This window comes from Rosenbergiella sp. YN46 (assembly GCF_036620675.1).
Taxonomy (GTDB): Bacteria; Pseudomonadota; Gammaproteobacteria; order Enterobacterales; family Enterobacteriaceae; genus Jejubacter.
The window spans coordinates 15,920-37,826 of sequence record NZ_JAZHEE010000028.1 but is presented as its reverse complement, the minus strand read 5'-3'; the positions used below and the strand labels follow the sequence as shown (position 1 = coordinate 37,826).

The 21,907-nt window shown below is 56.4% G+C and carries 21 protein-coding genes; 2 read left to right on the top strand and 19 right to left on the bottom strand.

Annotated features, from left to right (window positions below; all coding sequences use genetic code 11):
- Nucleotides 1-89: 89 nt before the first annotated feature.
- Nucleotides 90-590 (bottom strand): DUF8812 domain-containing protein, encoded by a 501-nt coding sequence (locus V3W49_RS17125; RefSeq protein WP_500147099.1) that lies wholly within the window; start codon nt 588-590, stop codon nt 90-92.
- 175 nt (nt 591-765) lie between these two features.
- Nucleotides 766-3,027, bottom strand: a complete 2,262-nt coding sequence (gene metE / locus V3W49_RS17120) for a 5-methyltetrahydropteroyltriglutamate--homocysteine S-methyltransferase (RefSeq protein WP_500147097.1) — start codon at nt 3,025-3,027, stop codon at nt 766-768.
- Between the two features lie 235 nt (nt 3,028-3,262).
- Here metE and metR point away from each other — a divergent pair, with 235 nt between their 5' ends.
- The gene (metR, locus tag V3W49_RS17115) at nt 3,263-4,216 is read left to right on the top strand and encodes an HTH-type transcriptional regulator MetR (protein WP_500147096.1); all 954 of its coding nucleotides are present in this window, start codon (nt 3,263-3,265) and stop codon (nt 4,214-4,216) included.
- Here metR and V3W49_RS17110 read toward each other — a convergent pair.
- The 6 genes from V3W49_RS17110 to pldA form a co-directional block, all read right to left on the bottom strand.
- Nucleotides 4,104-5,003, bottom strand: a complete 900-nt coding sequence (locus V3W49_RS17110) for a carboxylate/amino acid/amine transporter (protein ID WP_500147095.1) — start codon at nt 5,001-5,003, stop codon at nt 4,104-4,106. The genes metR and V3W49_RS17110 overlap by 113 nt on opposite strands.
- Nucleotides 5,004-5,113: 110 nt before the next feature.
- Nucleotides 5,114-5,920, bottom strand: coding sequence for a sugar/pyridoxal phosphate phosphatase YigL (gene yigL / locus V3W49_RS17105; protein ID WP_500147094.1), 807 nt, complete (start codon nt 5,918-5,920; stop codon nt 5,114-5,116).
- Between the two features lie 27 nt (nt 5,921-5,947).
- Complete coding sequence (pldB, locus tag V3W49_RS17100) at nt 5,948-6,943, bottom strand: lysophospholipase L2 (protein WP_500147093.1); 996 nt, start codon at nt 6,941-6,943, stop codon at nt 5,948-5,950.
- 116 nt (nt 6,944-7,059) lie between these two features.
- Complete coding sequence (gene rhtC, locus V3W49_RS17095) at nt 7,060-7,683, bottom strand: threonine export protein RhtC (protein ID WP_500147092.1); 624 nt, start codon at nt 7,681-7,683, stop codon at nt 7,060-7,062.
- 68 nt (nt 7,684-7,751) lie between these two features.
- Nucleotides 7,752-9,602, bottom strand: a complete 1,851-nt coding sequence (gene recQ / locus V3W49_RS17090) for an ATP-dependent DNA helicase RecQ (RefSeq protein ID WP_500147091.1) — start codon at nt 9,600-9,602, stop codon at nt 7,752-7,754.
- Nucleotides 9,603-9,706: 104 nt separating this feature from the next.
- Nucleotides 9,707-10,576, bottom strand: a complete 870-nt coding sequence (pldA, locus tag V3W49_RS17085) for a phospholipase A (RefSeq protein WP_500147089.1) — start codon at nt 10,574-10,576, stop codon at nt 9,707-9,709.
- Between the two features lie 267 nt (nt 10,577-10,843).
- Between pldA and rarD the strand changes: the two genes are divergently transcribed.
- Nucleotides 10,844-11,746 (top strand): EamA family transporter RarD, encoded by a 903-nt coding sequence (gene rarD / locus V3W49_RS17080; protein ID WP_500147087.1) that lies wholly within the window; start codon nt 10,844-10,846, stop codon nt 11,744-11,746.
- Between the two features lie 283 nt (nt 11,747-12,029).
- Here the strand turns inward: rarD and corA are convergent, their stop codons facing one another.
- From corA to V3W49_RS17025, 11 genes are all read right to left on the bottom strand, one after another.
- On the bottom strand, nt 12,030-12,980 hold the full coding sequence (gene corA, locus V3W49_RS17075) for a magnesium/cobalt transporter CorA (RefSeq protein ID WP_500147085.1): 951 nt from the start codon (nt 12,978-12,980) through the stop codon (nt 12,030-12,032).
- A 151-nt stretch (nt 12,981-13,131) separates the two neighbouring features.
- Nucleotides 13,132-13,188, bottom strand: a complete 57-nt coding sequence (ysgD, locus tag V3W49_RS17070) for a YsgD/CorL family protein (protein ID WP_500147133.1) — start codon at nt 13,186-13,188, stop codon at nt 13,132-13,134.
- A 70-nt stretch (nt 13,189-13,258) separates the two neighbouring features.
- Nucleotides 13,259-15,421, bottom strand: a complete 2,163-nt coding sequence (uvrD, locus tag V3W49_RS17065) for a DNA helicase II (RefSeq protein WP_500147084.1) — start codon at nt 15,419-15,421, stop codon at nt 13,259-13,261.
- Nucleotides 15,422-15,487: 66 nt separating this feature from the next.
- Nucleotides 15,488-16,204 carry a 5-amino-6-(5-phospho-D-ribitylamino)uracil phosphatase YigB gene (yigB, locus tag V3W49_RS17060; protein ID WP_500147083.1) on the bottom strand — a complete coding sequence of 239 codons (717 nt, stop codon included), beginning with the start codon at nt 16,202-16,204 and terminating at the stop codon, nt 15,488-15,490.
- Nucleotides 16,204-17,100 (bottom strand): tyrosine recombinase XerC, encoded by an 897-nt coding sequence (gene xerC / locus V3W49_RS17055; RefSeq protein ID WP_500147082.1) that lies wholly within the window; start codon nt 17,098-17,100, stop codon nt 16,204-16,206. The genes yigB and xerC overlap by 1 nt, the downstream gene beginning before the upstream one ends.
- Nucleotides 17,097-17,801, bottom strand: coding sequence for a DUF484 domain-containing protein (locus tag V3W49_RS17050; protein WP_500147081.1), 705 nt, complete (start codon nt 17,799-17,801; stop codon nt 17,097-17,099). The genes xerC and V3W49_RS17050 overlap by 4 nt, the downstream gene beginning before the upstream one ends.
- Complete coding sequence (gene dapF / locus V3W49_RS17045) at nt 17,798-18,622, bottom strand: diaminopimelate epimerase (RefSeq protein WP_500147080.1); 825 nt, start codon at nt 18,620-18,622, stop codon at nt 17,798-17,800. The genes V3W49_RS17050 and dapF overlap by 4 nt, the downstream gene beginning before the upstream one ends.
- A 33-nt stretch (nt 18,623-18,655) precedes the next feature.
- Nucleotides 18,656-18,877, bottom strand: a complete 222-nt coding sequence (gene lptM, locus V3W49_RS17040) for an LPS translocon maturation chaperone LptM (protein WP_500147078.1) — start codon at nt 18,875-18,877, stop codon at nt 18,656-18,658.
- A 117-nt stretch (nt 18,878-18,994) separates the two neighbouring features.
- Nucleotides 18,995-19,687, bottom strand: coding sequence for an EAL domain-containing protein (locus V3W49_RS17035; RefSeq protein WP_500147076.1), 693 nt, complete (start codon nt 19,685-19,687; stop codon nt 18,995-18,997).
- Complete coding sequence (locus tag V3W49_RS17030) at nt 19,684-21,348, bottom strand: PglL family O-oligosaccharyltransferase (RefSeq protein ID WP_500147075.1); 1,665 nt, start codon at nt 21,346-21,348, stop codon at nt 19,684-19,686. Before V3W49_RS17030 ends, V3W49_RS17035 begins: the two co-directional genes overlap by 4 nt.
- Nucleotides 21,348-21,899, bottom strand: a complete 552-nt coding sequence (locus V3W49_RS17025) for a fimbrial protein (RefSeq protein ID WP_500147074.1) — start codon at nt 21,897-21,899, stop codon at nt 21,348-21,350. The genes V3W49_RS17030 and V3W49_RS17025 overlap by 1 nt, the downstream gene beginning before the upstream one ends.
- Between the last annotated feature and the right edge of the window lie 8 nt (nt 21,900-21,907).

Sequence of the window (21,907 nt, the reverse complement as noted above, 5' to 3'; positions counted from 1 at the left end):
TGCTTCTTGTTTGAAATAATCTTCATTAACTGACGCCCTGACAATAAAAGTCGGAACACATAATAAAAAATAGATAACAAACCGGCACATCACCTCCCCTCCATAATATATCTCACTCTATTACGCGCTGGTTCATCTGATAGTAACCTACCGTCTGCACGAATCATATTAACAATATCTCTATCTTTATTCCGGCCAAACACCGGGACCATATCAGCCCGGAGTCTCCCCTGGTATTTCATATCAACAAAAACATCTTTTAATACAATGTTAAGCTGTTGCCAACTGACGGACTCCCTGGATTTATATTTGTTATAAAACCTGATTGAATCATTTAGATATTTTAAATATGTTATCTCAAACAATCTTAGCTGCTGAGATTCAGTAATAGAACCTATATTATCCTTTTCATCCCTAACAAACTTCTCTGCCTGACAATGTGATAGTTTCACGCCTTTTGCTATCTTTTTTGCTTTTTCAACAGCAACTCCTGATATGCCAGGATCGTGAATAACTCGTGAAAAATACATACTACCTTGCTGATTATTACCTTCTGCCCTGAAAGTAAGGCGCCCTTCTTTAGGCTCCATAAATATATACCCTGCACCCGTCCATATATTTGATTATCATATCGCCGAGCTGACATCAAGAAATAGTCATGGGAATAAGAAAACAGAGCGGCACCAGATTACTTATCTCTTTTTCATATAAAAAAGAGCCCCCGTTCTTCCTGAACGGGGGCGAGCTTTTCCTGTCAAAACGAACTCAGGCGTTACGCAGGTTCTGCGCAGCCTGAACCATATTCGCCAGCGCCGCGCGGGTTTCTGGCCAGCCGCGCGTCTTCAGACCACAGTCCGGATTCACCCACAAACGCTCGGCAGGAATACGCTGCGCCGCTTTCTTCAGTAACGCTTCGATCCAGGCTACATCCGGCACGTTAGGCGAATGAATATCGTAAACGCCAGGCCCGATCTCATTCGGGTATTCGAACTCCTCAAAAGATTCCAGCAGCTCCATATCCGAACGGGAAGTTTCAATGGTAATCACATCGGCATCCAGCGCGGCAATGGAGTCCATGATGTCGTTAAATTCGCAGTAACACATATGGGTATGAATCTGGGTTTCGTCACGCGCCACCGCCGCATTAAGGCGGAACGCGTCCACCGCCCACTCCAGATAAGCCTGCCAGTCGCTGCGTTTAAGCGGCAGCCCTTCGCGCAGTGCCGGTTCATCAATCTGGATGATGCCGATGCCCGCCGCTTCCAGATCGGCCACTTCGTCGCGCAGGGCCAGGGCAATCTGCTTCGCGATGATTTCACGGCTCACATCCTCGCGCGGGAATGACCAGCAGAGAATGGTGACCGGGCCGGTCAGCATACCTTTTACCGGCTTGTCGGTCAGAGACTGGGCATAAGTCGCCCACTCAACGGTAATAGGTTCCGGGCGGCTGATGTCTCCGATCACAATCGGCGGCTTCACGCAGCGGGAGCCGTAGCTCTGTACCCAGCCATTCTGGGTAAAGACGAAACCATCCAGATGTTCGCCAAAGTATTCGACCATGTCGTTACGCTCGGCTTCTCCATGCACCAGGACATCCAGCCCCAGACGCTCCTGTTCCTGAATGGCCTGTTTGATGTGCTCTGCGATACCGGTACGGTAGTTGCCGGCATCCAGGCGCCCCTTTTTGAAGTCCAGGCGCAGGCCGCGGATCTCAGTGGTCTGTGGAAATGAGCCAATGGTGGTTGTCGGCCAGGCGGGCAGCTTAAAGCGCGCACGCTGGGCCTCCGCCCGAACCGGATAAGGATTAGTGCGCTGGCTGTCGCGTCCGCTGATAGCGGCCAGCCGCTTCGCTACCGCAGCGTTATGTACCCTGCTGGAGTGGCGACGAGCCTGAATCGGCGCGCTCCATTCACTGATGGCGGCACTGTCACCGCTGTTCAGCGCATCGCGCAGCAGGCTAAGCTCGTGGCACTTCTGTAGCGCGAACGCAAACCAGCTTTTCACCTCCTCGTCCAGGCGGGTTTCCACACTGAGATCGATGGGGCTGTGCAGCAGTGAGCAGGACGATCCCACCCACAGCTCACGTTTACCGATGAGGCCTTTAATCTGCGCCTGTTTTTCCGTCAGATCGGCGCGCCAGACGTTACGACCGTTCACCAGCCCCGCAGAGAGCAGCCAGTCGGCTGGCAGGCGTTGGTGCAGGATATTCACATCATCGCGGCCATGAACCAGATCGACGTGCAACCCCTGCACCGGCAGCGTGGCAATGGTTTCCAGATTCGGTGTAATACCTTCAAAGTAGGTGGTCAGCAGTAGTTTGACCTGACCCGCCAGCGCCTGATAGGCAGGCTGGTAAGCATCCAGCCATTCGCGAGGCAGCTCCAGCACCAGTGCCGGTTCATCAATCTGTACCCAGTCGATACCGCGTTTCGCCAGCTCAGCCAGTACCTGCTGATAAACGGGCAGAAGCTCCTGTAGCAGCGACAGGCGATCGAAGGCTTCGCCTTTAACCTTGCCCAGCCACAGATACGTCACCGGCCCCAGCAGCACTGGCTTCACGCTGTGGCCCAGAGCCAGCGCCTCGTCCACTTCCTCCAGTAACTGAGTCCAGGCCAGGCGGAAATTCTGGCCACGAGTGAATTCCGGCACGATGTAGTGGTAGTTGGTGTTAAACCACTTGGTCATTTCCGACGCCGCCGCAGGTTCGCCGCTCGGCGCACGACCGCGGGCGATACGAAACAGGGTATCGATATCAATCTGACCATCGGCATTCTGGTGACGCGCCGGTACATTTCCCAGCATCAGGCTGGTGGTCAACACCTGATCGTACCAGGCGAAATCCCCCACCGGCAGCAGATCGATACCGGCGTCTTTCTGCTGCTGCCAGTGGCGGGCGCGCAGTTCACGACCGGTTTCCAGCAGCGCTTCACGGCTGCTGTTGCCGGCCCAGTAGCTCTCTTGCGCTTTCTTCAGTTCGCGATGCAGGCCTACACGGGGGAAGCCAAGGGTATGGTTGCGGATGGTCATTGTCTTATCGCCTCTTATGATGGAATCCACGGTATTTCGGACTACAGAAAGGCGGTAAGGATGCGTATCTCCAGGAGCTTATTAAGTAAGTAACCGGAGTAAGCAGACGCAGCCAACGCATCTGTAGGTCGAAAGACAATGGATTTTTAGCCGTCCAGATGTTTACACATCCATATTTCCCCGATACTGTATATTCCTCAAGCGCAAAATGTTCATGCCGAAGTGAAGGACTTTCATGATTGAGATAAAACACCTGCGTACGCTACTGGCCCTGCGCAACAACGGCTCCCTGGCCGGTGCGGCCGCCACACTGCATCAGACGCAGTCGGCGCTCTCGCATCAGTTAGGCTCCCTGGAACAGCGACTCGGCTTTCGCCTTTTCGTCCGTAAAAGCCAGCCGCTGCGCTTTACGCCCCAGGGCGAGATTCTGTTGCGCCTGGCAGAGCAGGTGTTGCCGCAAATCGGCCAGGCGCTTCAGGCCTGCCATGAACCGCAGCAGACCCGGCTACGGATCGCCATTGAATGCCACAGCTGTATTCAATGGCTGGCGCCAGCGCTGGAGGTATTCCGCCAGCAGTGGCCTGAAGTAGAGATGGATTTTCGTTCCGGCGTAACCTTCGATCCCCAACCTGCCCTGCAGCAGGGAGAGCTGGATCTGGTTCTCACTTCTGATATTCTGCCACGCAGCGGCCTTCACTATTCGCCGATGTTCGATTTCGAGGTACGTCTGGTGCTGGCTACCAACCATCCGCTGGCGGGCGAATCACAAATTCAGCCTTCCGATCTCAGCGACGAAACCCTGCTGATTTATCCGGTACAGCGCAGCCGCCTGGATATCTGGCGCCACTTCCTGCAGCCAGCGGGTATCAGCCCGGGGCTTAAGCACGTGGACAATACGTTGTTGTTGATTCAGATGGTGTCAGCGCGGATGGGCATCGCCGCCCTGCCGCACTGGGTGGTGGAAAGTTTTGAACGCCAGGGACTGGTGGTGACAAAAACCCTGGGCCAGGGGCTGTGGAGCCGGCTCTACGCCGCCGTGCGCGACGGCGAGCAGCGTCAACCGGTAACCCAGGCCTTTATTCGCTCGGCGCGCAATCACGCCTGCGATCACCTGCCGTTTGTGCGGAGTGCGGAGCGACCCAACGGCGATGTACCCACAGAGAAAGCACTATCACCGTTCCTCCAGTAAGAAAACTCGGCCAGTGGGGCTGCTGCTGCCAGATAGCCAGATTCACCAGTAGCCCCGCCGGAACATGCATATTGTTCATGATCCCCAGGGTTCCCGCATCCACCTGAGTGGCACCGTAGTTCCACATAAAGTAGCCAAGGCCCGAGGCCACCACGCCAAGCCATACCAGAATGCCCCACTGTAACGACGTTTCCGGAAGCTTCTGGGGATTACCCAGAACGCCCCAGACCAGTAATGCGACGATAAACGCCCCCAGATAGAACCATGAAAAGGCGCAGTGCTGCGGCATCGGGTCGACCTCCATCATTCGCTTATAACCCACCATGCCAATGGCGAAACTAATGTTGGACAGCTGAACCAGCAACAGTCCGGTCCAGAAGTGGTCGCTGACGTGGTCATAGCGGATAATTGCCGCCCCCACCACTGCCAGTAACGCGCTCAGCACATAGCCCCAGCGCAGCCCTCGGCCGCTAATCAAATCATAAATCAGCGTGATATACAGCGGTGTCAGGACGGTAAACAGCAGGAATTCCGATACCGTCAGATACAGATAAGCCTGGAAGCTCAGCAGGTACATAATCCCCAACTGCATCGCGCCTACCAGCATATACAGCCCCAGGGTTTTCAGGCGATAGCCGCGGACGCGCAGAAACGGAAGAAACACCAGCGCTGCCAGCCCCACCCGCATCAGCACGGAAAAGTAGCTGTCTACATGACCGGCAAGGTATTCGCCGATCAGGCTAAAGGAAAATGCCCACAAAATTGTGGTAATGATGAGTAATGCCAAAATTAACGGCCTCTTCGCCGGGAAAAGAGGCCATTGTAGCGAAGCCTACTGGCGCAGGCGCGACTATTTGGTTGACAAGTGACCAGAAATAACCCAATCACATTGCTAAGTCAGTCATTGCCCAGGCAGAGTCGGCGCAGATAATGTGGCACGGCGTTATCGCCATTGGTGCCGATCACTTCCAGCTCCGGCAACAGATCCTTCAGACGCTGGTGAGCATTTCCCATAATGCAGCCCTTGCCGGCCATGGTCAGCATTTCTTTATCGTTCATGCCGTCGCCAAAAGCGATACAGTCCGCAAGCGAATAGCCCATGCCGTTCGCTACCGCTTCCAGAGCGTGACCTTTCGAAACGCCACCGGCCATCACTTCCAGACAGGTAATAGTAGAAAAGCTGACGTTCACCCGATCGCCCCAGCGCGCATTAATCGCCTGCTCCAGCGGCAGCAGCTTGTCGTGATCTTCACAGGTGAAAAAGACTTTACTCACACCTTCCGGCGCCAGCAGGCCTGGTTGGTAAACGTTATAGCGGAACACCGCCTCCTGAAAATATTTCATATCTTCCGGACGATGCCGGCTGATAAACCATTCGTCGTCACGATAGACATTAGTGACGATTGCAGGATCCTGATACTTCATGGCGAACAGGTCGCTGGCGATCTCTTGATCCAGATTATGGGAGAAGATCAGTTTACCGTCGGCATCATGCACCCGGGCACCGTTAGAGGTGATCATGCAGGCGCGAATCCCCAGGCCGTCGCGGATCTGCCCGACATCGATATAGTGGCGTCCGGTCGCGAAAACAAAGTGCAGACCGCGTTCGGTCAGCAGTTGCAGCGTCTCCCGAGCGTAAGGAGAAAGGCGGTGATCGGGGGACAGCAGCGTGCCGTCCAGATCGGACGCAATAATTGGGTACATAAAGAAAACTCTACCTTATTTATCAAATCATTCATTGTGGCGGTCGAAAAAATCGACAATGGCATTCAGCGCCTCGGCTCGCATAGCGTCCTTTTCAAACAGGATCTCGTGCCATGCGCCGTTAATCATTAACGGCTTTTCCCCCTCACAGGGAGCTCCCGCATCGGCCCGCAGTTCGCAGAAACGATCGTGCATGCGGTTATCCACCACCCGATCGTCTTCCGCCTGTATCAGCAGCATGGGCGTTGTTGTCTCAGCGGCCCCAGCCAGCACCTGCTCCCCGGCCAGAATGCCTTCACGCACCCAGTGCCAGGTAGGGCCGCCCACCCGCAGCCCGGGTTCATCGGCGTAAAACCGTAGATTGCGACGATAGCGAATCCGGCTATGGGTTAGCACGTTCAGCGCGAACGGCAGCGGACGCCAGCGACCGGTTCCGATCGCATAATCCTCCCGCACCCGCTGATGCCCTTCCGCCCAGTCCAGCAGATGACGCACCATCCAGTCCGGGAGCCGGATGATGATACCAAACATCGGCGCGCAGAGCGCCACGGCATCAAATGCGCGGGGATTACGCTGCAAAAACAGCGTGGTGATAGCGCCCCCCATTGAGTGGGCCAGCGCATAGCGCTTACGCCACGGGCCTTGCGCAATTTCGCGTTGCCACAGCAGTTCAAGATCGTCTACATAGTCGCTGAAGTGCACCACATGACCCCGGTGGGTATCGGAGAGCATTCGCCCGGATCGTCCCTGCCCACGATGGTCGAGGATCAATACATCGAAGCCGCAATGAAACAGGTCGTAGGCCAGCTCGGCATACTTCACATAGCTTTCGATGCGCCCCGGCGAGACCAGGATCACCCGATCGTGACGCGGGGAACGAAAACGTACAAAGCGTAATGCAATGCCGTCCACCCCCGCCAGTTCGCACTCTTCCCGCTGCTGCCAGAACGCCGCCAGAGGCCCCATAGCAAATGCCGCGAACGTTTTTTCCCTTTTTAACCAGCGCTCTCTGTGCTGTGACATAGACCCTGTTGCGCCTCCGCATGCCGCCAACGTTTTTCTATTCTGGCATAAAAGGGAGGTGACGAAAGAACCTTATGAGTGGTGCCACCGTCGCCACTTCCCTGATGTGGGAGACTCTAACGGGAAATAATAAGATGAACGCCAAATCCGGCAAACAGGGCGCCGGCCACACCATCTATCCAGCGCGCCAGTTTCTGATAGCCGTAGCGCATTTTAGGCAGCGCGAAAACGCTGGCTACCAGAGTAAACCAGGCGAAGGTTTCCAGGGTAATCAGCGCAAAGATCCCCCAACGCGCGGAAGTACCGACGCTGTCACCGACAAACAGCGAAAAGATACTGCCGAAATAGATAATCGCTTTAGGGTTCGCCAGGTTAGTCAGCAGGCCCTTAATAAAGCTTTTTCCACCATGCGCCAGCGCCACCTGCGGCTCATCTTCCGTCACCTGGCCGCGCCGCTTCAGAGCGCCGCGCAGCATCTGCCACCCCATCCAGCACAGATAAAGGCCGCCGCCCACCATAATGATGGTGTGCAGCCAGGCCATTTTCGCCAGTAGCAGGTTCAGCCCCAGCAGCGCCAGCGCCGACCAGACCATAACGCCGCCGGTAATACCCAGCACGCCAAGCATAGCCTCTTTGCGCGAGCGGCTTAATGCGGTCTGGGAAACAAAAAAGAAGTCCGGCCCGGGGCTCATCAGCGCCACAATGTGCACCAACGCCACCGTCAAAAATAGCATCAACATAGAAACGCTCAGGAATAAATCAGAGAGAATTCACCATAGCACGCGCTTATGGCCCAGACCAGTCCGGCTCAGGCAAAAGGGGAATAGCCGTCCTGCTCATCGTCCCCGTCGACGTGTTCGCGAATCAGCGTCATAAACGGGCGACCAAAGCGTTCCAGCTTGCGGGTGCCCACACCGTTAACACCGAGCATCTCACCAGGACTTAACGGCATCTGTTCCGCCATCTCAATCAACGTCGCATCGTTAAACACCACGTACGGCGGAATATTCTCTTCATCGGCAATCGCTTTACGCAACTTACGCAGTTTGGCGAACAGCTTACGATCGTAATTGCTGGCCGTCGCTCGTTGGCTCACCCGGGGTTTCAGAGCCTGCACCCTGGGCACTGCCAGCATCAGCGGCGATTCGCCGCGCAGTAGCGGACGCGCCGCTTCGGTCAACTGAAGCGCCGAATGGCTGGCGATATTTTGGGTCACGACCCCCAGGTGGATCAGCTGACGGATCACGCTCACCCAGTGTTCATGACTGTGATCCCGACCGATTCCATAGACCGGCAGTTTGTCATGCTGCAGTTCACGGATGCGCTGATTATTGGCCCCGCGCAATACCTCCACCACATAGCCCATCCCAAAGCGCTGGTTGACGCGATAAATGGTAGAGAGCGCCTTCTGAGCATCCACCAGCGCATCGTAGCGGCGTGGGGGATCGAGACAAATATCGCAGTTGCCGCAAGGCTCCTGGCGCCCTTCCCCGAAGTAATTCAACAGCACCAGGCGGCGGCAGGTCTGCGCTTCGGCAAAAGCCCCCATGGCGTTGAGTTTGTGGCGTTCTATGTCCTGCAACTGCCCGGCGGGCTTCTCTTCCAGGCAGCGACGTAGCCAGGCCATATCCGCCGGATCGTAAAACAGCATCGCTTCGGCAGGCAGGCCATCGCGCCCTGCACGGCCAGTCTCCTGATAGTAGGATTCGATATTACGGGGGATGTCAAAATGCACCACGAAGCGCACGTTGGGTTTATTGATGCCCATACCGAAGGCCACCGTCGCCACCACGATCTGCAAATCGTCACGCTGGAATTTTTCCTGCACGTCGGCGCGTACGGCGTTATCCAGCCCCGCATGGTAGGCCGCGGCGCTAATTCCCCGGCTTTGCAGACGAGCGGCGGTATCTTCCACCTTCGAACGGCTGTTGCAGTAAATAATACCGGACTTACCGCGCTGCTCCTGCACGTAGCGCATCAGTTGTTCGAGGGGTTTGAACTTCTCCATCAGCATATAGCGGATGTTGGGACGGTCGAAGCTGCTGACCTGAATCAGGGGATCGTTCAGTCCCAGCAGGCGGACGATATCACGCCGGGTGGTGTCATCCGCGGTGGCGGTCAGCGCCACGAAAGGCACCTGCGGCAAACGGGCGCGTAGCTGGCCCAGAGCGGCATATTCGGGGCGGAAGTCGTGCCCCCACTGGGAAATACAGTGCGCTTCGTCCACCGCCAGCAGCGACAGATTCCAGTGGCTGAGCCGCTCGATGAAGTTATCCATCATCAAGCGCTCAGGCGCGATATACAACAGGCGCACCTCACCGCTGTGGCATCCCGCCAGTACCGACTGCTGCTCTTCGCGACTCTGGGTGGAGTTCAGACAGGCGGCGGCCACGCCGTTCGCCTGAAGCTGGTCGACCTGATCTTTCATCAGGGAGATAAGCGGCGAAACCACTACCGTTATGCCGCCCAATACCAGCGCGGGGATCTGGTAACAGAGCGACTTACCGCCGCCGGTGGGCATCACCACCAGGCAGTCCCGCCCTTCCAGCACCGTGTTGATGATGGTCTCCTGGCCCGGGCGGAACTGCTGATAGCCGAAGGTTTCCTGAAGCACCTGCGCCGCAAGCCGCTCCTGATTGATAACTTCCGCCTGCGCCACGCGCCCCCCATCAACTAAAAAAACACAGGCGCTATTGTCAGCGCCTGTGAGTCAAACTGCAATGATTTATCCTGTCGTGATGATTTTCTTCTATACGGCTCGCATCACAGGATGTCGTTCAGCATAACGCCGATACCTACGCGCGTCTGGTTATAGTTGTAATCGATAAGCGACTCGCCGTAGCCGCTATAAACCTGACCGTAGAGACGCACGTGTTTGGTTATGGGGTAGCTCAGACCCAGTTCCGCACCGCCGTAACCGGTGTTCCAGTTATATTGCCCTTTGGCACTCATCACCAGGTCGCCCAGGGAATAACCGACGCGCAGCTGATAATAACCCATATACTTCGTAATATCGGGGTTATCGTCTTTATCGCCTACGGTAATCCAGGGTTTCACCTCTACCAGCCAGTTTCCATTTTCGGCCATCAGGCGGGTATACAGGCGGTTCCAGCTACGTGATGTCGGATCGGAATGGCCGTTAGACTGGTGGTTAAAACCATATTCAACGTCACGTAACGTCCAGCCAGCAAACTCATAGTCGGTAGCGAAGCCCAGGAACAGCTGCGGTTCATAGTTATTTTCACGAAACGGCGAAGAGTGATCGCTATTGGAAAGCTGCCACCAGGAGCGCTGAGTGTAAGAGGCAGCCAGTACGGAGTTATCGCCAGCGATACCGCGCCAGATAGGGAAAGCCAGACTCAGCTGGAATTTGACTTCATCCTTTTTAGCATCATGACCCCAGTCATAGGAATCAATGGCCTTTTTATTAATCCGATCGGTATAGGTATAAAGTAAATAGTTACTGTCGTAAGGATAAAGCGTGAAGGGATTTTCATGTTCCTGCAGCAGGTTAGCGATAATGCTGCCACGTACCGCGGGTTTATCATGTACCTCTGAGATTGTCGCTTCCTCTGCGATTGCCGCATAAGGCAGTAAGCCTGCCACTACCACACCACCCAACAATTTGCGCATTGGCACTGTTCTCCTGAACAACTAAAAGGTTAATGTTTTTTCCTGACTGCATTCTACAGATTTACCTCATGCAAATTACCAGCAGATTCTTAATAAATTGCAAAGATTCCCGGGTCGGTATGTCAATACTACCGGGATTTATCCTGCTCAAGAGCAAAAAACTGCCTGAATGTAAAACACGACGCACTTGCCAGTACGGCTAACGGCTTATATGGTGTGGATCCTTCTGGCGTCTTTTTCAGCGCCGTTTTTCCTTCAGGGTTGGTTATGGATGCAAAACAGACGCGGCTTGGGGTTATGCTGGCCCTTGCCGCTTATTTTATATGGGGAATAGCCCCTGCCTACTTTAAATTTATTGATTATGTTCCGGCCGACGAGATTCTGACGCACCGCGTTATCTGGTCGTTTTTCTTTATGGTGGCCCTGGTTTCACTGGGACACCAGTGGAAAAAGGTCCGCGCTATCACCCAAACGCCGAAAAAAGCGCTGGGACTGGCGCTAACCGCTGTCCTTATCGGCGGCAACTGGCTGCTGTTTATCTGGGCCGTAAATAATCATCATATGCTGGAAGCCAGCCTCGGTTATTTTATTAATCCGCTGGTGAACGTACTGCTGGGAATGCTGTTTCTGGGCGAACGCTTTCGTCGTATGCAATGGCTGGCAGTAACGCTGGCAATATGCGGCGTACTGGTGCAGCTCTGGAGTTTCGGCTCACTGCCCATCATCGGCCTGGGGCTGGCGTTCAGCTTTGCCTTCTATGGGTTGCTACGTAAGAAAATCGCGGTAGACGCCAGCGCCGGCATGCTGATCGAAACGCTGTGGCTGCTGCCGGTCGCGGCAATCTATCTGTTTGGTATTGCCGACAGCCCCACCAGCCATATGGGTAATAATCCTCTGTCGCTGAATCTGCTACTGATAGCGGCGGGTATTGTAACCACCGTGCCGCTGCTGTGCTTTACCGGCGCCGCGACGCGCCTGCGGCTGTCGACGCTGGGTTTCTTCCAGTACATTGGCCCGACGCTGATGTTCCTGCTGGCGGTGATATTCTACGGCGAAACGCCGGGAGCCGATAAGATGGTAACCTTCGCCTTTATCTGGGCCGCACTGGCGCTATTCATTATGGATGCCATCTACACCCAGGGACGGCTGCGTAAAAACACGGCTGTCTGACATGTTATAGGGCAGGGAGCCGTGGCTCCCTGCCCTTAACGGCTTAATCACCCACATTCACCATTCCAGAGTGAACAACCATCACTAATCCGAACGATGATACCCATCGATTTGGCAGAAACGACAAAGGTTGTACATTTTTGTACACAGATTATGTTCCGGGGTAAAACGCCTTCGCCAGACTAATACTGCCTCGCCCGGTCAGAGTTACCAGCTTCATATCGGGCACTATCCAACTTTTGGGGTGCAGTTCACACCCGTCAGTTTTTTATGCCTGAAACGATTACAGCCAGTTTTTGCGTTTGAAGTAAAGATACGGCGCCAGCCCCGCCAGAATCATCAGCACGATAGCCCCTGGATAGCCAAAGCTCCAGTGCAACTCCGGCATAAATTCAAAGTTCATCCCGTAGCTGGACGCCACCAGCGTTGGCGGCAGGAACACAACCGAAACCACTGAGAAGATCTTGATGATGCGGTTCTGATCGATATTGATAAAACCCATAGCCGCCTGCATCAGGAAGTTTACCTTCTGGAACAACGATTCATTGTGCGGCAGCAGGGACTCGATATCACGCAGGATCTCGCGCGCCTGCTCCAGCTGGTTGCCCGGCAGCCGCGTCTTGCGCACCAGAAAATTCAGGGCTCGCTGAGAATCCATCAGGCACAGCCGCACCTTCCAGCCGATATCCTCCAGCTCTGCCAGGGTGGAGAGCGCTTCGTCGTACTCATCACCCTGCTGCTTTTCCATAATGACCCGACTCAGCTTTTCCAGATCGCTGTAGATGTTTTCGATCTCGTCCGCCAGCTGTTCCACTTTGGTTTCAAACAGATCCAGCAGCAGTTCGTACGCGTTGCCATCCACCATCTGCTGGTTACGGGCGCGCATACGATAAAGCCGAAAAGCAGGCAGTTCACGCTCGCGCAGGGTAAACAGACGATCGTTGCGAATAGTGAACGCCACCGTCGAGTTACCGGCGTGGTCTTCGGCATCTTCATAAAAGAAGAAGGAGTGAATATGCAGTCCGTCTTCGTCTTCAAAAAAACGGGCTGATGCTTCGATATCCTCCAGCTCCGGGCGAGTAGCCAGGCTCTGCCCCAGCTCGGTCTGTACGCGCTGGCGCTCTTCCTCTTCTGGCTCGATAAGATCGACCCAGACGGAGTTGTTCAGAGGGGCATCCTCATCCAGTTCCAGACGGGACAGACGGTTTTTTTCCAGTTGAAATGCGCTCAGCATGACCAGAACTCCCAATGCAGAAAATCAGGACAAGTTCGCGGGGCACACAGAAACGGTCACGGCATGACCATTCAACGTGACTGACTCAGAGCGACAGGAAAAATGACGGGTCGCCGACAACCGCTAAGGCCATCAGCATAAGAGGAAAGCCTTAGGAGTTGTACCTGGGAACCAGGTAATTGAGCCAGTATCTACTGGGTGTGTCCAAGGCGATTGTCCTCTTAATGTAATCGTGCGCGCATGTTACGCCAGCCTCAACAAAGCGTCAACAGACGGATTTATACTGTCTCCAGGCGCGCATAGGCCGCAACCAGCCATTTGATCCCCTGCCCCTGAAAGGCAACCTGAATGCGGCTGTGTTCTCCGCTCCCTTCCAGATTAACGATAGTTCCTTCGCCAAATTTCGGATGGCGAACGCGTTGCCCCAGAGTATAGCCGGTGTCGTTGCTGGTCAGCGGCGTGGTGGTGCGTTGACTGGTGACCGGCCGGCTGACAGTGGCGCGCAGCCGGACTTCTTCCACGCACTCCGGCGGCAGCTCGCCGATAAAGCGCGACGGGCGGTGATACGCCTCTTTACCGTACAGACGACGGGTTTCGGCATAGGTGATGGTCAGCTTCTGCATCGCACGGGTCACCCCCACATAGGCCAGCCGACGCTCCTCTTCCAGACGCCCGCCTTCATCCAGCGACATCTGGCTCGGGAACATCCCTTCTTCCATTCCGACAATAAAGACCTGCGGGAACTCCAGGCCCTTGGCGGAGTGCAGCGTCATTAGCTGTACGGCATCCTGCCAGGTATCCGCCTGACCTTCACCGGCCTCCAGCGCGGCATGGGAAAGGAAAGCCTGAAGCGGCAGCAAATCTTCGTCTTCATCCTGGTAGCTGAACTGGCGTGTCGCCGTCACCAGTTCTTCCAGGTTTTCGATGCGCGTCTGGCCTTTCTCGCCCTTTTCCTGCTCGTACATGATCCACAGTCCGGAATCTTTGATAACCCGGTCGGTTTGAACGTGCAGCGGCATATCCGCCGTCTCCTGAGCGAGAGCGTCAATAAGCTCCATAAAGCGCGTCAGCGCAGAGGCGGCGCGCCCGGCCAGAGAGCGTGCCTGTAACAGCTGACGACAGGCCTGCCACAGCGTCAACTGGCTGTCGCGGGCTGTCTGGCGCACCACTTCCAGAGTGCGATCGCCAATACCACGGGTCGGGGTGTTAACCACACGCTCGAAAGCCGCGTCGTCGTTACGGTTAGCGATCAGCCGCAGGTAAGAGAGCGCGTCTTTGATCTCCTGACGTTCGAAGAAGCGCATGCCGCCATAGATGCGATAAGGCATGCTTGCCTGAAGCAGTGCCTCTTCCAGCACGCGCGACTGGGCATTGCTGCGGTAAAGAATGGCGCACTGGCTGAGCGGGCCACCCCCTTCCTGCCAGGCCTTGATCCGGTTGACCACAAAGCGGGCTTCATCCAGTTCGTTAAAGGCGCAGTAGAGCGAGATCGGCTCACCGTCGCTGCCGTCGGTCCAGAGTTCTTTCCCCAGTCGCCCGGCGTTATGCGCAATCAGGGCGTTCGCGGCGCTCAGAATCGTGTTGGTGGAGCGGTAGTTCTGCTCCAGGCGGATAGTCCCGGCGCCGGGGAAATCATTCAGAAAACGCTGAATGTTTTCCACCTGGGCGCCGCGCCAGCCGTAGATAGACTGATCGTCATCACCGACTATCATCACCTTTCCGGTATCCCCCGCCAGCAGTCGGATCCAGGCGTACTGAATGCTGTTGGTGTCCTGGAATTCATCCACCAGAATATTGGTGAAACGTTCGCGGTAGTGGTTAAGGATATGCGGTTTGTTAAGCCATAGCTCGTGGGCGCGCAGCAGCAGTTCGGCAAAATCCACCAGCCCGGCGCGATCGCAGGCTTCCTGGTAGGCCTGATACACCTTTTGCCAGGTCTGCTCCACCGGATTGCCGTAGCTTTCGATGTGATGCGGACGCAGTCCCTCGTCTTTTTTGCCGTTGATGTACCACATTGCCTGACGCGGCGGCCACTGTTTTTCGTCCAGATTCATGGCGCGGATCAGACGTTTAAGCAGTCTGAGCTGATCCTCACTGTCCAGAATCTGAAAATCCTGGGGCAGTCCGGCATCCATATGGTGGGCGCGCAACAGACGGTGCGCCAGCCCGTGGAAGGTGCCCACCCACATGCCGCCCTGGCTGGTGCCGACCAGTTCGCCAATACGGTGACGCATCTCCGCCGCCGCTTTGTTGGTAAAGGTCACCGCCATAATGGAATAGGGTGAGCAGTTTTCCACCGTCAGCAGCCAGGCGATGCGATGCACCAGAACGCGGGTCTTACCGCTACCAGCCCCGGCCAGCACCAGCATATTGCTGCGCGGCGCGGCCACGGCATCACGCTGTTTATCGTTGAGGCTGTCGAGCAGGTAAGAAACGTCCATTGGCACCGCCGAAATAGTGAAAACGGAGTCCGCAGACCCCTGGGTTTTTATACAGAGCTGGCTGAATTATATCAGCGCGCTGAGGGATGCCAACCGCGAAATTTCCAGATGCGGCAACAGCCGGGCATCGCCAGCCCGCATCAGCGAACGCTGATTAAGATTGATCCAGCAGGCCTGAACGCCGCTGCGAATCGCTCCCGCCACGTCGGTCGTTAAATCATCGCCCACGTGCAGAATCTGTTCCGGCGCCAGCGCCAGCTTTTCCGCCGCCCGCAGATACATATCCGCGAACGGCTTGGCACGCCCGTCCGGCCCGGCCCGCAGCACAAAGCGGAAATAGTCCCCCAGTCCGAACAGTTCAGGATCGGCATTGCCGTTGGTGATGGCCACCAGCGGCCACTTTTCCGCCAGCCGCGCCAGGGTATCAAAGGTCTCCTGCGGCACATCGATACGGCTGCGCCACTGGGCAAAATTCTCCATGGCGTCGTCGGCGCCCCTGGCAGCCGCCTGCGGCGCCAGGCCCGCCTGACGCATTACGCGTTCGACTGCTCGCCAGCGCCAGCGGGTGACATCATGAAAAATATCCGGCTCTTCCTGACGCAGTTGCTGACGCAGTTGCAGGAACGCCGGGCCGGACAATTCACGCAGCTCGGGATGGTAACGACGAATAAAGTCCAGCGACTCCTGCTCGGTACGCTGAATCACCGGGCCGTTATCGTAAAGTGTGTCATCCAAATCGAAGGTTAATGCCGCAATGGGCCCCAGCGGACGATAAAAATGCATCAGTGTTTCCCTCGTTTGGCCCGTGGATGGGCGGCATCGTAAACCGCAGCCAGATGCTGGAAATCAAGATGAGTATAGATTTGAGTTGTGGAGAGATTGGCATGCCCCAGCAGTTCCTGCACCGCACGCAGATCTCCACTCGATTCCAGCATATGGGTCGCGAAAGAGTGGCGCAGTTTATGAGGGTGTACGTGCGCGTTCAATCCCTGCTTCACGCCCCATTCAGCAAAACGCTTCTGCACATTACGGGTCGAGATGCGTTTCCCCTGACGCGCCAGAAACAGCGCGTCGTCTTCCGGCCCGAACAGTTCGCGCAGATCGAGCCAGTGTTCAATCCAGGCGACGGCGCTACGGCCAACAGGCAGGCGCCGCTCCTTGCTGCCCTTTCCCATCACCCAGACTTCGCCGCTGGCCAAATCCAGATCTTTCAGGTTCAGCCCCACCAGTTCGGAAAGACGCAGCCCGGCGCCATACATCGTCTCCAGCATCGCCCGATCGCGCACCGCCAGCGGGTCGTTGATGTCGATATCCAGCAGACGGTTAACGTCATCCACTTCGATATTTTTCGGCAGATGACGTGGCGCCTTCGGCGCCTGAACGCCCCGGGCGGGGTTTGCGGAAAGCTCACCCTGGCTGACCAGCCAGTCCAGCAGGCTGCGCAGCGCCGACAGACGCAGGGCAAGGCTTGCGGCCTGTAGGCCATCGCGTCGACTACTGACCGCCAGCGAACGCACGACGGCAACGTCGCAACACGACCATTCATGTATGCCGCGCTGTTCCAGCATTCGGACAATAGCCTCCAGCTGGCGACCATAGTTAAGCAGCGTGACCGGGCTAAGCTGACGCTCCACCTTCAGGTAGCGCAAAAAACGCTCGACGCTATTTTGCAGACTCACAGCCGTTCGATCCAGCGCTCAAGCACCGTCGGTAACATCTGCGCCAGCGCCTGCAACAGCTGCGTCCCCTGCCCTGCCTGATAATGCTGGGGATCGCGGCTGGTAAAGATCACTACGCCCAGATCGCCGTCGCGCCCCATCAGGGACATCGCCACCGACCCCACCGCCATCGACTGCGGCAGCATTACCAGCAGTTCAGGGCCGTTCAGCGGCCCCAGATAGTGACGCTCATCGCCAAAACGCTGAATGCGCAGCGGCTCGAACGCCTGACGAGGCAGGGCAAGATGGGTAAAACTGGACGGCGCGCCAATGCGCCAGCGTTCTGGAAAGAGCCGAATGTGGGCTCCGGCCAGCCCCAGTTCCCGCGCCCAGCGATGCAGGCGATTCAGCAATTCCTCCAGGCTCCCGGCCGAAGACAGTCGCCCCTGCAATTTAAGCAAACTGGAAAACAGCCCCTCATTGACGCTGGCCTGCTCCATCAGCAGACCGATGTTCTGTTCCAGCTGGTCGATATAGTTACGCGCCCGGGCCATATGCCACTCCACCAGCGAAACGGTGCCGCGTACCGGATGCGGCACCCGCATCTGTTCGACACTATGGGCATTGCGAATAAAGAAATCGGGATGGCGCAGCAGGTATTCGCATACCGCGCTGTCATCCAGTTCCGTCAGGCTCTCCTGCTGTTCACCGGCGTTCTTCATAGGTGTATGAATCCATCGTAAACATGGGTCGCCGGCCCGGTCATATACAACGCATTACCGGGCCCTTTCCAGGCGATGTCGAGCCGCCCGCCGGGCAAATCGACACGCACCTGCTCGTGTAATAAACCTTGCTGAATCCCAACCGCCACCGCGCCGCAGGCGCCGCTGCCGCAGGCCTGGGTTTCGCCAGCACCGCGCTCATACACCCGCAGGCGAATATGCTGGCGGTTGACCACCTGCATAAAGCCGATATTGGCGCGTTCGGGAAACCGTTCGTGGCTTTCCATGGCTGGCCCCAGCGTTTCGACTGGTGCGCTATCTACATCATCCACAGTAATGACCGCATGGGGGTTGCCCATAGAAACCACCCCGCACAGCACCGTCTGTTCAGCAGCACGCAGGATATAGGTTTTCTCCGCTTTATTGGCGCGAAACGGCACCTGGGCAGGTTCGAAGTCCGGCTCGCCCATATTTACCCGCACCAGCTCATTCTCGGTGACGCTCAATACCATGCGCCCTTTGGCGGTGCTGACCCGGATATCCCGCTTATTGGTCAGCCCTTTCAGACGCACAAAACGCGCAAAACAGCGAGCGCCATTGCCGCACTGGGACACTTCGCTGCCGTCAGCATTAAAGATGCGATAGTGGAAATCGAGATCGGGATCGTAAGGTGGCTCGACCACCAGTAGCTGATCAAACCCCACTCCCAGATGGCGATCCGCCAGACGGCGGATCAGCTCAGGGGAGAAAAAGACATTCTGCGTTACCGCGTCGACGACCATAAAATCGTTGCCAAGGCCATGCATTTTGGAAAACTGCATTCTTTGCTCCATTTAGCGCGGTGACGACATCAATCAATAGATAACCTGAGTCGGGCCGTCGCCCGTTGCGCGATCGTTGCGATCGGGAACGGTGGACTGGATCGTCGGTTCTTCCGGCTGCGGCTGCGCGGCCTGTTGCGGGTTTTCAGTCGGTTTTTTCTCTTCCGGAGGAAAATAGAGCGGCCCCTTCAGACCACAGCCCGTCAGGGTAAACAGTGCCAGCCCTACGGCCAGCGGACAGAAAATCTTTTTCATTCCTGGGTGCCTGTCGTTTATGCGTACTGCCGTCTATCATCGCAGGTGACCACTGAAAAGCAAGCATCTGTCGAAAATGCCTGGCGGGAAGCTTGACGCCCGTCGGCGTTCTGGCCGTCAGGGCGTTGCCAGCACGGTTTCCGGGAACAGAAATCCCTGCACATAATCAACGCCGGCGCAGCGACAACGCGCCAGATCGGCTCCGGTTTCAATCCCCTCCACCACGACCAGGTCGCCTAACAGTCGCAGGCTTTTTACCAGAGGCCGGAAAGGCATTTCACGCAGGCAGCAACGCCGCCAGACGGCGGCAGAAACCTTAACGCCGTGAAAACGAACCCCGGAAAGGCTCCATTGCCCGACCATCGTCGGCGGCATATCGTCCAGCCAGATTCGATACCCTGCCTGTTGAATGCGGTTCAATTGTTCTATCAACTGTCGCCGCAATGTCACGCTTAATTGTGGTAGCCGCTCCGCATCCTGAATCTCCAGAATGATGCAATGCCCGACATCAAGCGCCACAATGCGATCCACCTTTGTGGGATCGTAGAAAATAGCCAGAGGCAAGTTAACCGTAAAGGTGCCACCTATCGATATCAGCTCACGAACCTGCCATAAAAAAAGAGCGAATGTCTGCGAAGCCGGCAGTCGCTGGAAAAAATGCTCAATATTAGTCTGTGGGCGGAGCAGGCTGAGTGCTTCACTGACCACCAATCGGTCATTTTCCAGGCTAATAACAGGCTGCAATCGCATCCCCTGTACGGCCGCCAGCGGCGGCATGCTGACGCAACGGCTTTCTGATTCTTCGGTCATGGTGTTTCCAGGGATGGATGGTTCAGGCGGGCCAGGCGTTGACGCAGCCAGGGAAGGCGTTCGTCATGAGGGTAATACCAGGCAAAGATCCGTAGCAGTCGCTGTGCCGCTACGCTATCTCTTTCGGCAAGCGCAACCCGGACACGGACGAAAGCGATATTCGGATCCGGATCAACGCGCATGGCATCGCCGGACTCGTCGCGAAACTGCCGGAGCCAGCGCGCATCACCGCTAGCCTGATAACGCTGAAGGTAGCCCATGCTGGCATCAAACCGATAGCGGTCGTACAGCAGCCAGGCGACAGGGGGAACCGGCAGCGCCAGGCGCCGCTGTTGCATGTTGCGCTCCAGCCAGGTCAGCCGATGCTGCACCATCAGCGTACTCACCAGCATCGGGACCGCTGCCAGCGCCAGCAGTACGGTCACGCCACTGACCAGTTTCGTGATTCTGTTTACCGGCAGCCGATATCCCGCCCCCTTGTCAGCGCAACGTAGCACGGTCAGCAGCAGAAGCCAGTGCGGTGTGGAAAGGTAGAGCGGATACTCCGTCAACAGGTGAATCACTACCGGCAGCGCCGTCACCAGCGTGGCACGCCGCCATACGTTTCCCTTCAGCCACAACAGCCATCCGCCGCTCAGCATCATAACCGCCGCCGCCAGCCCGGCAATGCCCCCTTCCACCATCCACAGTAAAATTTCATTGTGGGGATGGGACATATTGGTCACGAATTCACCGCCAAACAGCCGTAGGTAATGCCAGCCAAAGCTACCAACGCCCCAGCCGCGCCAGGGGTTGAGCAGAAACATGTGCCAGGCGTTAGCCAGTACCACCCAGCGCGTGTAAACACTTTCGTTATGATCGACAAACGGCAGCATAAACAGATGGCGAACCAGGACTCCTGCCAGAACGCCACCAATCAACAGCAGCAACAGACCCGTAAGCTGCCGCCGCCGCCCGGGAAAGAGCAGGATCAGCAATCCCCACCCTACGGCAACGCCCAGATAACCGGTCTGGGACTGACATTCGCCGATAACAAAGCCCTGCAGCAAAAGCGCCGCCATGATTCCCCGGCGCGGCCACGTCCCGCAGCAAAAAAATAACAGCATCGACAGCAGCACGCCGCAGGCCGCGAAATCCGCCATCACGTTCACCTGCTGAAAGATCCCGTAGGGGCGGGCATAGCGCCACCAGGGAAATTCCCACAGCGATGTCGCCAGCCGTAAATACTGGGCCAGAAACGCCAGGCATTCGATATTCACGGCAAACCACAAAATAGTCAGTATCGTGCGTCTGCCGCGCCCTTCCAGCGGCAGCCGAAACAACAGCAGATAGAACAGCAGCCCGCCCGCAATACCAGCGGCGCGTATCATCGCGGTACTGCGCCATACCGCAGGCGTCAGCAGACAAAGCAGTATCAACAGTACCGCTCCGGCGCAAAACAGCTGTGCCGGACGGGTAAGCGCCCAGTTGCGTCCGGCGCCGATGCCAATAATGAACAGCACACCACAGGCATACAGCCAAGCGCCGATATTTACGGGAAGTTCCAGGCCGCTACCGCCGTTATTTACACCATAAACATGCAGCGTGCCGCACCAGAACAGAATGCTGAGCAGAATAAAAAGACGGTAAGCGCGCGACGACGCCGGCGGTGTTCTTTCCATCACTGGTAGTTCAGAGTCCAGGTCGCGGTGGCGCCAAAGGCGCCGTAGCGGATGGTCTGATGCTCAATAGCATCCTGCGAACCTTCAAGATAAACCTGCCAGCTCAGCACCATACTGTCTTTCGTTATCGTATGCGCAGCGGTGGGTTCTCCCAGCTTTATCGGCGTGCCATTCAGTTCCTGAAAGCCAATCGCCACACCGGAAGCGCCATCCTGCCCATCCGGCGTAATGGCGATATGATCCTCCAGCGCATCGTCTTCCGTGCCGTTAAATGTAACGGAGACGCTGTTAAACACATCGGTACGGCAGTGCTCCAGATGAATATTCAATGGCTTAATCGCCACCTTTTTATTCAGATAGATATCTTTGACATTCACTTTGCCGAAATCGATATCAATCACCTCATCGCCGCTCACTACCTCGCAGGGCAAGGCTATGACGGTGCCGTGAAATTTCATATCACCGCCGAGCAGCGTTACCCCCGCAGAGGCCATCAGCGGCATCAGCAGCAGACTTCCCGCTACCGCTCGCCGAATAGAAATAAATTTCATCGTCCGCC